This is a genomic window from Gammaproteobacteria bacterium (assembly GCA_041395725.1).
Lineage (GTDB): Bacteria > Pseudomonadota > Gammaproteobacteria > Pseudomonadales > Pseudohongiellaceae > NORP240.
In genome coordinates this window covers 4,057,780-4,070,194 of the sequence record JAWKZW010000001.1, presented here as the reverse complement: position 1 = coordinate 4,070,194, position 12,415 = coordinate 4,057,780, and the positions used below count along the sequence as shown (strand labels likewise).

Sequence of the window (12,415 nt, the reverse complement as noted above, 5' to 3'; positions counted from 1 at the left end):
ATCTGAAAGGACAATATGGATCCCAATTACCTTGAGTTCGAACAACCGATAGCGGATCTTGAAATCAAGATCAATGAACTGCGCCTGGTCGGCTCTGATAACGAGCTGAACATCAGCGACGAGATTCAGAAGCTGCAGGAGAAAAACACCAAGCTGACAGAAAAAATTTATTCCAATCTGTCTCCCTGGCAGATAGCCCAGGTGGCCCGCCACCCTTTGCGTCCCTATACCCTGGACTATATACAGCATATTTTTACTGACTTTGACGAATTGCACGGTGATCGGTTGTTTGCCGATGATCTGGCGCTGATCGCTGGTATTGGCCGCCTGGATGACAAGCCGGTAATGATCATTGGCCACCAGAAGGGACGGGGCACCAAGGAAAAGGTGCGGCACAATTTTGGCATGCCCCGGCCAGAGGGTTACCGCAAGGCGAGGCGCCTGGTGCAAATGGCCGAGCGTTTCAGAATGCCGGTGCTCACCTTTATCGATACTCCCGGTGCTTATCCCGGCATGGATTCTGAAGAGCGGGGGATCAATGAAGCAATTGCGGAAAACATGGCGCTGATGTCTCAGGTCAGAACCCCCTTGATCGCGACGGTAACCGGCGAAGCGAATTCCGGCGGGGCCATCGCCATCGGCGTCGCCGATTACCTGAACATGATGCAGTATTCCACTTACACCGTCATTACGCCGGAAGGCTGCGCCACTATCCTTTGGAAATCAGCGGAATACGCAGCCCAGGCGGCTGAGGCCATGGGAGTCACTTCCAAACGCCTGCAGGAGCTGGGTATTGTGGATGAGACGATCCCTGAACCCCTCGGTGGCGCCCATCGTGATGTCGCTGCCGCGGCGGAGTCTATCAAGGCAACCCTGGTGCAGCAGATAGATCAGCTTCAGCGCCTGGAGCTGGATGATTTGGTCGCGCGGCGTTATCAGCGTCTGATGAGTTATGGTATTCATTCCTGATTTCCGGCTGAAGGTTACACAGCAGCTCCGATGCGGGCGCCATGACGTTTGACCCGGGGTTAATCCTGTCGGAATTAGACGACCTGGCTGACAATGTATCCCTGGTGATTGCTCTCAGCGGCGGTCTCGATTCCATGGTGCTGCTGGAGTCCCTCAGCTCCCTGCAGCACGCCGGGCGGCTCTGTCGCCCGGTAAGCGCCCTGCATGTTAATCACGGTCTTAATCCTGATGCCGACAGCTGGTTGCAGTTCTGTCAGCGCCAGTGCCAGCGACGTGGCATTCATTTCTCGGGCACGCAGGTCACGGTCGAGCTGCAGCCTGGCGAGAGTCTGGAAGAGCTGGCCCGGCGGGCGCGGTACAGAGTTTTTGAACATCAACTGGATAAGGATCAGTGTCTGGTGATGGGGCATCACCTGGATGATCAGATGGAGACCCTGCTGTTGCGCCTGAATCGCGGGGCAGGGCCTGGTGGTCTGGCCGGGATGCCCCGGAGCCGGGAATTGGGCAGCGCGCTGTTGTTAAGACCGTTGCTGCCTTATCGGCGCCACCAGCTGGAAGAGTTTGCCCGTGACCGGGGACTGGAGTGGGTGGAGGATGCAAGTAATGCCAACCGCCAGTTTGACCGGAATTTCTGGCGCCATGAGGTGCTGCCGATAATCGAGCAACGATTTCCCGGCTTCCGGGAAAGCTGGCATAAAGCCATGACTTTATGCGCTGAAGCAGATCAGCTGGCGGAGGAGCTTGCGTTACTGGACCTGGCGAGTATGGCTACGGATGATCCCAGGATCCTGCAGGTGCAACCCTTGCTGCGGCTTGATCAGGTCAGGCAGCGCAATTTGCTGCGCCACTGGATGCTCAAAACGGGCTTCGCGCCGCCGGGCTGGCAGCTTATGCAAAGGCTGGTCACTGAAATTATTGTCAGCGATAAGCCGGGGGCAAGACTGGATTGTGCGCGCGGGTCGGTGCAACGCTTCGGTGACCAGTTGCTATTGTTTTCCGACACTCAGGAACCGACTATTGGGCCAGAGCAGTGGGAACCAGACAGTCAGCCTCTGTTGGCGTTGGCTGGCAACGGTAATCTGCGGGCAGTGGGAGCAGCTGCAGGGCATGGGGGCAGTCCACGACAGCGACTGCGGTACAGTGGAGGTGGCCTGAAGGTAAGTTACACTAGCGATGGTGGCTCGATTCACCTGGCTGGCCGTCCGGGCAAGTCCCTCAGAAAAATCCTGCAGGAGTCCACCTTGCCGCCCTGGCTGCGAAGCCGGCAGCCATTGCTTTATGCTGACGATAAACTGGTCTGCATTCCGGGTATCGGCGTGGTTGAGCAGTTTGCAGCCGGCCCCGGGGAGCCGGCCCTTCTCGTCAGCTGGGAACAGCCCGACCTGCTGCATCGCCAGCCGCAAGATGACTGAAAATTGCGTTGAGCTTGGGGAGTCCTTCTAGTATCCTGTGGTTCCATCTGTGCGTGCTGGCCTGATGTGAAAGCATGGCATTATTCTAAAAAGATGGGGCGCTAATGACGCGATTTATTTTCATTACCGGTGGTGTGGTCTCATCACTCGGCAAAGGCATCACTTCAGCTTCAATCGGGGCGATTCTCGAAGCCCGCGGTCTCAAAGTAACCATGTTAAAACTGGATCCCTACATCAATGTGGATCCGGGCACTATGAGCCCGTTTCAGCACGGGGAAGTTTTTGTTACGGATGATGGTGCGGAAACGGATCTGGATCTGGGGCACTACGAGCGTTTTATCCGTACTACCATGACCCAGAAGAACAACTTCACCACCGGCCGGGTCTACGAAGAAGTTATCAAGCGGGAACGACGCGGTGACTACCTGGGTGCAACGATTCAGGTAATCCCTCATATTACTGACGAAATCAAGCGACGCATTATCGCCGGCGCCGAAGGGGCCGAGGTAGCCCTGGTGGAAATCGGTGGTACGGTCGGCGACATTGAATCCCAGCCGTTCCTGGAGGCGGTACGCCAGCTGCGGGTTGAGCTGGGTCCGCAGCGGGCACTGTTTCTGCACCTGACTCTGGTGCCGTACATCAGCACTGCAGGGGAAACCAAGACCAAGCCCACTCAGCATTCGGTAAAAGAATTACGCAGTATCGGTATTCAGCCGGATATCCTGGTATGTCGTTCCGATCATGAGATCCCCGAATCTTCACGGCACAAGATCGCTCTGTTCACGAATGTGGATCTGGAAGCCGTCGTGTCGTTGCCCGATACCGATACGATCTACCGGGTGCCGTCCCTGCTGCACGCTACCAGTCTGGACAACTACATTGTAAATCGCTTCAACATAAGCTGCCCGCAAGCGGATTTCGCAGAATGGGATCGGGTTGTCGATGCCAAGCTCAACCCCGATCGGGAAGTTAACCTGGCCATGGTAGGCAAATACATGGAATTGCTGGACGCCTACAAGTCACTGAACGAAGCCATCAGTCACGCGGGGATACAGACCCGCACACGCGTGAATATCAGTTATATCGATTCCAGCGACATCAAGGAAAATGGTATCGGGCTGCTGGAGGGGCAGGATGCCATTCTGGTACCCGGCGGCTTTGGTGAGCGAGGCGTCGAAGGAAAAATCCGTGCCGTGCAGTGGGCGCGGGAAAACAAGATTCCGTTTCTGGGTATATGCCTGGGCCTGCAGGCGGCCGTTGTCGAGTATGCCCGTAATGTAGCGAACCTTGAAGATGCCAACAGTTCCGAGTTCCAGCCCGACTGCAAACATCCGGTCATTGCACTGATCAGTGAGTGGACTACCGCCAGTGGCGGCAAAGAGGTCAGGGATGAGGGGTCAGATCTGGGCGGTACTATGCGCCTGGGCGGCCAGGAGTGCCGTCTGAGCGAAGATTCAACCACCTTTGGTTGCTACGGCAAGGCTGTCATCCGCGAACGGCATCGACACCGCTACGAGGTCAATAATGACTACCTTGAATTGTTGACCGGGGCAGGCCTGAAGGTAGTGGGCAAATCCATGGACGGTACCCTGGTGGAAGTCATCGAGGTGCCTGATCATCCCTGGTTTGTGGGCTGTCAGTTTCACCCGGAATTCACTTCCACGCCACGGGACGGTCACCCGTTGTTCACGGGCTTTATTAATGCCGCGCTGGACAGACACGCGCTTATGGCCGGTTCTGCCGGCAGGGATGAAAGCGCCGGGTCAGGGTCCGCTGATTTGAGCCAGGCCAGGTCCGCGTAGTGGTATTGCCAGGTAAAGGACAGGCGTGCGTATGAATCAGAAATCCATTTCTATTGCCAATCTGAAGGTATCCAATGATCTTCCGTTTACCCTGATTGGTGGAATGAACGTTTTAGAAAGTCGGGAGCTGGCCCTGCAGGTGGCGGAACATTTTGTGGAAGTCGCCGCACGGTTGAAAATCCCCTATATCTTCAAAGCTTCATTCGATAAGGCCAATCGGTCTTCGGTTACTTCCTTTCGGGGGCCTGGCCTGGATGAAGGGCTCAAGATCCTGCAGGAAATCAAGCAGACTTTCCAGGTGCCACTACTGACTGATATCCATACGCCGGAGGAGGCCCTGCCTGCCAGCGAAGTGGTTGATGTTCTGCAATTGCCGGCATTTCTGTCCCGGCAGACAGACCTGGTGGTGGCGATGGCCAGGACCGGCGCCGTGATCAACATTAAGAAGGCACAGTTTCTGGCGCCCCAGGAAATGGGGCATATCCTGAGCAAGTTTCAACAGGCGGGTAACGACCAGTTGATGCTTTGTGAGCGAGGCAGCTGCTTCGGTTACAACAACCTGGTGGTGGACATGCTGGGATTTCCGATTATGAAGCGCTTTGGATTTCCGGTGCTGTTCGATGTCACCCACGCCCTGCAATTGCCTGGTGGTCAGGAGCAGTCGGCAGGGGGCAGGCGGGGGCAGGTCACAGCACTGGCACGGGCAGGGCTCAGTCAGGGAATCGCGGGGCTGTTTCTGGAAGCCCATCCCGAGCCCTCACAGGCAAAGTGTGACGGGCCCTGTGCCTTACGACTTGAGCGCCTGGAAGCCTTTCTCCGGCAGATCAAGGCGATGGACGAACTGGTCAAGTCGATGCCTGAACTCGATACCCAGTGATGTCGGCACCAGATTCGCGCAGGTGATTTAACATTAACCAGGCAAGTCAACTTACTGAATAGAAAAAATTTATAGGGATCACTATGTCAGAAATCAGCGATATTCGAGCCCGGGAGGTTCTGGACTCCCGAGGCAACCCCACTGTGCAGGCGGATGTGACACTGGCGTCCGGAGCCTTTGGTACCGCCTGCGCCCCTTCCGGAGCTTCCACCGGATCGCGTGAGGCGCTTGAGCTTCGTGACAAAGACCCCGCCCGCTACCTGGGTAAGGGCGTATTGACCGCTGTCAATAATGTGAATACCGCTATCAAGGGTTGCCTGGTAGGCCGGGAAGCCAGCGATCAGGCCGGCCTGGATGCTGCCATGAATGCGCTGGATGGCACGGAGAACAAATCAAGTCTCGGTGCCAATGCAATCCTGGCGGTTTCTCTGGCGGCTGCCAAGGCGGCCGCTGCAGATACGGGTGTGCCGCTCTATGCGCACATCAGAAGTCTGGTGAGCGATCCTGCTCCGTACTCCCTGCCGGTACCCATGATGAATATCGTCAACGGCGGTGAACACGCGGACAACAACGTGGACATTCAGGAATTCATGGTACAGCCCACTGGCGCCACCAGCTTCTCAGAGGCACTGCGCTATGGCGCCGAAATCTTCCACGCACTCAAATCGGTGTTGAATAAGCAGGGTTTGAGCACGGCGGTCGGTGACGAGGGTGGCTTTGCCCCCAATCTGCCCTCCAACGCCGCTGCTCTGGACGCGATAGTGCAGGCAGTGGAAATGGCCGGTCTCAAGATGGGTGAACACATTCACCTGGCTCTGGATTGTGCCGCGTCGGAGTTTTATCGGGATGGCAAGTACCAATTGCGGGGCGAGGGCGCCAGCTACGATTCGGCAGGCTTCGTTGATTATCTGCAACAGTTGACCAGCCAGTACCCGATATTGTCGATTGAAGATGGCATGGATGAGAGTGACTGGGATGGCTGGGCTAAATTATCGGCTCAACTGGGCGATAAGGTGCAACTGGTGGGTGACGATTTGTTCGTGACCAATACCGGTATTCTGGAGCGCGGCATCAGGCAGAATATCGCCAATTCAATTTTGATCAAGTTCAACCAGATCGGCACGCTCAGTGAAACACTGGCGGCTATCGCCATGGCGCGGGCAGCCAATTATACGGCGGTGATTTCACATCGCTCCGGTGAGACAGAAGACACCACTATCGCTGATCTGGCAGTGGCTACCGGAGCCGGCCAGATCAAGACCGGTTCTTTGTGCCGGTCTGATCGGGTCGCGAAGTACAATCGCCTGTTGCGTATTGAAGAAGAACTTGGCAGCGCAGCCCGGTACAATGGGCTGGCGGAGTTTGCCCACGTAGGACGCGGGTGAGGGAAGGCGGGTTCAGGCAGGAGCAGGTCACCGTTGGCTGTTGGCTGAAATAACAGGTCCCTCCGTCAGGCAGTGGCGGAGGAAAGTAGCTGTTGGAAACAACATGAACAAACTGGTTACGGGATCTCTGATACTGGCTCTGGCTGTTTTTCAATACCAGATCTGGTTTGGAAAAAGCAGTCTGCGGGCCCTGAATGCGCTGGAAGCGAGGCTTGAAAGTCAGCAGGCCAGTAATCTGGAAATGCGGGAGCGCAACCGCTATCTGGCGGTAGAAGTAAAGGATTTGCAGGGCGGACTGGAAGCCGTTGAAGAGCGGGCCCGCTCTGAACTGGGCATGATCGGAAAAGACGAGACTTTTTACCTTATAGTCGAATGAGGCTCGAACCACCCACAACCCCGGGAGCTCCTGCCGTTGCAAACAAGTAGAAAAAACTATGTCGATATGGGCAATTATTCCTGCCGCCGGAATTGGTCGCAGAATGCGGTCAAAAGTCCCCAAACAGTACCTGAACCTGAACGGAAGACCTATTATTGAGACGTCGCTGGCCAGGATAGGCTCGCTGAGCTACGTGCGCCAGGTCGTAGTAATGCTGAATCCGGAAGACACTGTCTGGCCTACGCTGGGGCTGGAAAACAACCCCAAGATACATTGCCAGTTTGGCGGTGAGAACCGCTACCAGTCAGTTTTGAATGGCTTAAGGTATCTGGAATCCAAGGCGGCGGACGACGATTGGGTACTGGTGCACGATGCCGCCCGTCCCTGTGTCCGGCGCAAGGACGTGGACAAATTGATCACGCAGATTGCCGACCATCCGGTCGGAGGTGTACTGGGTGCCCCGGTCGACAATACCATGAAGCTGGTGGATGAAAACCAGGAGGTGGTGTCCACGGTGGACAGAGTCAATGTCTGGAGTGCGTTTACCCCGCAGGTGTTGCGTTTCCGGTTGTTACTCGAAGCACTGGAAGCCGTGGATAAAAGCCAGAAAACCGTGACGGACGAGGCCACCGCTGTGGAATTGATGGGACACAGGCCGAGGATGGTGATCGGTCATCGGGACAACATCAAGATTACCCACCCCAGTGATCTAAATCTTGCCGCCCAGATACTCAGCTCCCAGGGCATTGAGTAACCGGACCATGAACCTCCGTATCGGCCACGGCTTCGACGTGCACAAATTTTCCGATGTTCATGAGCCCGGCTGTATGCTGACTCTGGGCGGAGTGAAGGTGCCCCATGACAGACCCCTGCTGGCCCACTCCGATGGCGACGTCGTCGTCCACGCGCTTTGCGATGCGCTCCTGGGCGCCATCGGTGCCGGCGACATAGGCCAGCATTTTCCCGATACCGATTCCCGCTATGAAAATATAGACAGTTGTCTGCTGTTGCAGTCGGTCATCGATCAGGTTCGCGACAAGGGTTATCGGGTTGTCAATGCCGACATGACGGTGGTGGCACAGGCGCCGCGTCTGGCGCCCCACGTAAACGCCATGCGTGAAAGGCTGGCGGCGGTCGTGGGGGTTCCCGCATCCTGTCTCAACGTCAAAGCGACGACCACCGAAGGGCTGGGTTTCCCCGGCCGCCGGGAAGGGCTTGCCGCCCATGCCGTAGTCCTGCTGGCGGGCAATGGAGCAGAATGACCGCTTCGATCGTCTTTCCCGGAGACTTTTCCCAATTCGTTCGCGCCTGCGGAGAGCCGCTCTGCCCGGCGCTTATGAAACAGGAGTGTGAGGATTTCCAGGTTGACGAAGAGCTTGGCTTCGAACCGGTCGGGGTTGGTGATCATCTGTTTTTAAGGGTTCGAAAGCGGGATCTTGGAACCGCGGACGCTGCCGATCGCCTTGCCCGCGAGATCGGCGCAGAACCCGGCGTAGTGGGGTTCTCTGGCATGAAGGACCGGCGCGCTGTGACGTCCCAATGGTTCAGTGTGCCGGCAAAGCTCGGCAGGGGGCTCAAGGCCGGTGTCTCACTGGGCGCCGGGCTGGAATTGCTGGAAGTGCGCAGTAATGACCGCAAGCTGCGTCTGGGCAGTCATCGCGCCAACCATTTTCGAATCCGCCTGCGCCAGCTCAGCGTGGATCCTGGGGAACTGGCAGCGCGACTGGACAGAATCAGCACCGCCGGCGTGCCCAACTATTTTGGGCCGCAGCGGCTCGGACGACAGATGTCAAACGTGTGTCAGGCTCAAGATTATTTCCGCGGATTCGATGACATAAAGGGGATGCCGCGCTTACCCAGAAAGAAAAAGAGCATGCTCCTGTCGGCCACGCGCAGTTTTCTGTTCAATGGGATTCTTTCCAGGCGTGTCACAGAGGCGAGCTGGAACCGGATGTTGCCCGGTGAGGTATTCAACCTGGCGGGCACCAAGCGCCTGTTCAAGGCGAAGCCTACGGACGACGTCGGCGTGCTGGAATCGCGGCTGGGCGAGCTCGATATCCACCCGACCGGTCTGCTGGCTGGCGAGGCGGACGGCAAGGATCCCTATCTGGCCTGCGATGCTGTCGCCGCGCTGGAGGCTGATTGCCTGGCCGTCTTTCCCGAATTGTCTGCAGGGTTGGTGCGGGCAGGTGTGCAATCCTCCCGGCGGGCATTACGTCTGGTACCGAAGGATTTGCGGGCTGAATTTGAAGACGCAGAGACATTGGTGCTGAGCTTTACGCTGGGACCAGGCGGTTATGCCACCGCGCTGCTGCGGGAACTGGTGCTGGTCTGAATGTCCAGCTAAGGCGGTGAATTAAAAGCAAGATACGGACCGGCCCGCACCCTGGTGCAGGCCGGCTTCAACGGCTGTCACGGTGAATAACAAGTATGATCAGTAAACCCAATCTGAATGGAATCGGCATGACTTCTCAGCGCACCAGGGAGCGACTGATTGGTCGCCTGATGGAGCAGGGTGTGAAAAATCACCGCGTCCTGGATATCATGCGAACTACCCCGCGGCACATCTTTCTTGACGAGGCGCTTTCCCACCGTGCGTATGAAGATGTTGCCCTGCCGATCGGATACGGCCAGACGATTTCACAACCTTTTATCGTCGCGCGCATGACCGAAGCGCTGGTGAACACAGGCTCGCTGGGGAGGGTGCTGGAAATCGGCACGGGCTGCGGATATCAGACGGCGGTAATTGCGCAACTGGCCGATCAGGTGTTCTCCGTGGAACGGATCAAACCTTTGCTGGAACGAGCCAGGAAAAATTTGAAACTGCTGGGGCTGCGGCAGGTGGAATTGAAATTCGCTGATGGAACGCTGGGGTGGCGGGAGAAAGGGCCTTTCGATGCCATTCTGACGACAGCGGCACCCCAACAGATTCCAGGTGAGCTTTTCGGGCAGCTGGCGGAGGGTGGTCGTCTGATCATACCGGTAGGGGGCGAAGCCGGGCAGGAGCTGCAACTGATTACACGCCATGGCGATGAATTCCATACCGAGTCGCTGCAAAAAGTCCGCTTCGTGCCGCTTCTGTCCGGCAAAGCTTCGAGCTGAGCTGCATCGATGCCCAATGACTCTCAACAGTCCAGTGCTGGCAGGGAATACCTCTGGCTGTTTCTGAAAGGAATGGCCATGGGCGCAGCGGATTCCGTACCGGGTGTGTCGGGTGGCACCATTGCTGTCATCGCGCGCATCTATGATGAACTGATTTTTTCCATTCGTTCCATCGATGGCAAAGCCTTGCGGCTGTTGGTCAGTGAAGGGCCGGCAAGGGCCTGGAGTTACGTGAATGGTACGTTCTTACTGGTGCTCGCCAGCGGCATTCTGCTGAGCCTGCGGCTTTCCGCTGAACTGGTGCTGGTATTGCTGGAAAATAATTTCGAGGCGCTGATGGCGTTTTTTATCGGCCTGGTAGTGTCTTCGAGCTGGTCCCTGAAACGTGAGTGGGGCGTCTGGCGCTGGTCGATCGGGCTGCTGATGCTGGCCGGAATGACGCTTACACTGCTGGTAAGCACGTTGTCGCCCCACAGTGCTGATGCCGGGTATGGTTACCTGTTTCTTTGTGGTCTGATTGCAATCTGTGCCATGATTCTGCCCGGCCTTTCCGGAGCTTTTCTGCTGTTGATGCTAGGTGTCTACGACACGGTCCTGACCGCCTTGATAAACCTGGAGATACCCATAATACTGGTGTTCGCGGCAGGTTGTGGCTGCGGGCTGCTGGCGTTTTCCCGCCTGTTGTCCTGGACGCTGGCCCGTTACCGGGAATTGAGCTACGCCTTTCTGACCGGTATGCTGTTAGCGTCGGTTTACGTCTTGTGGCCGTGGCAGCAGGTTGACAGCTACTACCTGGACAGCGCCGGTGAGTCCCAGGTACTGCAGGCGCATAATGTGTCGCCGTTTAATTATGAATCGCTGACCGGGCAGGATCCGCAGATCATCACGGTAGCGATCAGCCTGCTGGCCGGAATCGTAATAATTACTGCTTTTGACAAACTTTTCCGCAAGTCGGTCGATTAACAACAGGGGGTTTCCGGTAACCGGGGCCCGGTGGATCGAGTTGATTGCTGTATGTGGACTATGAGTCGGTCTGAATTTAAACACGGGTGGCAGGAAGCACCGAGGATGCTCGGCTGGCTGGTTATGGGTGCTGCGCTGGGTGGCTGTCTGGGGGGTAAATATCAGGCTCCAATCATGGATCAGAGCGAGATTGCAGACCAGTCCGGGCCGGTCATCGTTACCCGCAGCGACGATTCGCCAAGCCGTTATGGCAGAGGTACTGCAGTAGCCGCTGCGCCTTCTGCAGCAGCTGGATCGCGCGCCATGCCAAGTGTCCGGCGCAGCCAGGAAGCAACCCCGCGAACCGATGTGCACCGGGTTGCCAGTGGCGAATCGTTATACTCAATCGCTTTTCAGTATGACCTGGATTTTCGAAGTCTGGCCCTTGCCAACAACCTCAGCCCTCCCTATACGATATTCGCGGGTCAGGAATTGAGTCTGGATATCGAGCGACCGGTAGCGACCGCGCCCGAAAACCCTGCAGCCGCCGCCATCGGTCGGGTGGTGGAAAACAACACCGTGGCCCGTGCCCAGGCAGCGAGTCCGACGGTTCGCGGGGTAATCCGCCAACCGATTGTCCGCAGTGAGAGTCAGGCCGAACCAGACTGGCAGTGGCCGCTTAAGGGGCAGATTCTGACTAACTTCCAGGCCGATACCAGCGCCAGGAAGGGGATTGATATTGGTGCCATTGACGGGCAACCGGTACTCGCGGCGGCAGCCGGAGAAGTGGTCTATGCCGGTAATGGGATACAGGGTTCCGGTAATCTGGTCATTATTCGACACAGCGAGAGGTTACTGAGTGCCTACGCCCATAATCGCGCTATGCTTGTAACGGAAGGGCAGCGTATTCGCGGTGGGGAACAGATTGGTGAGGCGGGTGTCAACCCGGATGGGGCTCCGGTGCTGCATTTCGAAATCCGCCAGGACGGTAAACCCGTTGACCCGTTGAATTATCTGCCGCGGCAGTGATTCCCAGCGCCTGGATTGAGTGCCTGGTGCGGTGATTCCAGTCGTTCCGAGCCGGCGCCGCTGCCAGGGTGTTTCCCGGGAGAGGCGCCATCGGTGTGGGGCCGGGTCAGCGCTCCAGGTACTGAAGTTTATCCTTCTTGTCAGCCCACTCTTCCGCGTCGGGGAGGGCATCTTTCTTCTCGGTAATGTTCGGCCACTGTTCGGCCAGTTCGGCGTTGAGTTCCAGAAACTCCTGCTGATCCTCCGGTAACTCATCCTCCGCGTAAATCGCATCGACAGGACATTCTGGCTCGCAAAGCGCGCAATCGATACATTCATCCGGATGAATCACCAGAAAATTAGGGCCCTCGTAGAAACAGTCAACCGGACAAACCTCTACACAATCTGTGTGCTTGCAACGTATGCAATTTTCGCCAACTACGAATGTCATATCGTCTCCAAAACCATTGGTGCGAAACCAAGCTGAATAGTTAGTTTTTCGTTATTTGGAGCGGTTGCCCGCCAGTCATGCCGGGGCGCCG

The 12,415-nt window shown here is 57.0% G+C and carries 12 protein-coding genes and 1 pseudogene; 12 read left to right on the top strand and 1 reads right to left on the bottom strand.

Annotated features, from left to right (window positions below; genetic code table 11):
• Positions 1-15: 15 nt before the first annotated feature.
• The 12 genes and pseudogenes from R3F50_18035 to R3F50_17980 all read left to right on the top strand — a co-directional run bounded on the left by R3F50_18035 (position 16) and on the right by R3F50_17980 (position 11,894).
• Positions 16-969 carry an acetyl-CoA carboxylase carboxyltransferase subunit alpha gene (locus R3F50_18035; GenBank protein MEZ5492187.1) on the top strand — a complete coding sequence of 318 codons (954 nt, stop codon included), beginning with the start codon at positions 16-18 and terminating at the stop codon, positions 967-969.
• A gap of 41 nt (positions 970-1,010) precedes the next feature.
• Complete coding sequence (gene tilS / locus R3F50_18030) at positions 1,011-2,381, top strand: tRNA lysidine(34) synthetase TilS (protein ID MEZ5492186.1); 1,371 nt, start codon at positions 1,011-1,013, stop codon at positions 2,379-2,381.
• 104 nt (positions 2,382-2,485) lie between these two features.
• A pseudogene (locus R3F50_18025) lies at positions 2,486-4,093 on the top strand (CTP synthase).
• Between the two features lie 121 nt (positions 4,094-4,214).
• A complete protein-coding gene (kdsA, locus tag R3F50_18020) occupies positions 4,215-5,060 on the top strand; it encodes a 3-deoxy-8-phosphooctulonate synthase (GenBank protein MEZ5492185.1) in 846 nt (281 codons plus the stop codon).
• Between the two features lie 83 nt (positions 5,061-5,143).
• Complete coding sequence (gene eno, locus R3F50_18015) at positions 5,144-6,445, top strand: phosphopyruvate hydratase (protein MEZ5492184.1); 1,302 nt, start codon at positions 5,144-5,146, stop codon at positions 6,443-6,445.
• A 103-nt stretch (positions 6,446-6,548) separates the two neighbouring features.
• The gene (locus R3F50_18010; protein MEZ5492183.1) at positions 6,549-6,821 is read left to right on the top strand and encodes a septum formation initiator family protein; all 273 of its coding nucleotides are present in this window, start codon (positions 6,549-6,551) and stop codon (positions 6,819-6,821) included.
• Positions 6,822-6,879: 58 nt separating this feature from the next.
• Positions 6,880-7,575: a 2-C-methyl-D-erythritol 4-phosphate cytidylyltransferase gene (gene ispD, locus R3F50_18005; GenBank protein ID MEZ5492182.1), complete on the top strand. Its 696-nt coding sequence runs from the start codon at positions 6,880-6,882 to the stop codon at positions 7,573-7,575.
• A 7-nt stretch (positions 7,576-7,582) separates the two neighbouring features.
• Positions 7,583-8,083: a 2-C-methyl-D-erythritol 2,4-cyclodiphosphate synthase gene (gene ispF, locus R3F50_18000; GenBank protein MEZ5492181.1), complete on the top strand. Its 501-nt coding sequence runs from the start codon at positions 7,583-7,585 to the stop codon at positions 8,081-8,083.
• Entirely contained in the window at positions 8,080-9,156 is a 1,077-nt protein-coding gene (locus tag R3F50_17995) for a tRNA pseudouridine(13) synthase TruD (GenBank protein ID MEZ5492180.1), read from the top strand. The genes ispF and R3F50_17995 overlap by 4 nt, the downstream gene beginning before the upstream one ends.
• A gap of 98 nt (positions 9,157-9,254) precedes the next feature.
• Positions 9,255-9,923, top strand: a complete 669-nt coding sequence (locus R3F50_17990) for a protein-L-isoaspartate(D-aspartate) O-methyltransferase (protein MEZ5492179.1) — start codon at positions 9,255-9,257, stop codon at positions 9,921-9,923.
• A 9-nt stretch (positions 9,924-9,932) separates the two neighbouring features.
• Entirely contained in the window at positions 9,933-10,886 is a 954-nt protein-coding gene (locus R3F50_17985) for a DUF368 domain-containing protein (GenBank protein MEZ5492178.1), read from the top strand.
• 105 nt (positions 10,887-10,991) lie between these two features.
• Positions 10,992-11,894, top strand: coding sequence for a peptidoglycan DD-metalloendopeptidase family protein (locus R3F50_17980; protein MEZ5492177.1), 903 nt, complete (start codon positions 10,992-10,994; stop codon positions 11,892-11,894).
• A gap of 106 nt (positions 11,895-12,000) precedes the next feature.
• Here the strand turns inward: R3F50_17980 and R3F50_17975 are convergent, their stop codons facing one another.
• Positions 12,001-12,324, bottom strand: coding sequence for a ferredoxin family protein (locus R3F50_17975; protein ID MEZ5492176.1), 324 nt, complete (start codon positions 12,322-12,324; stop codon positions 12,001-12,003).
• Between the last annotated feature and the right edge of the window lie 91 nt (positions 12,325-12,415).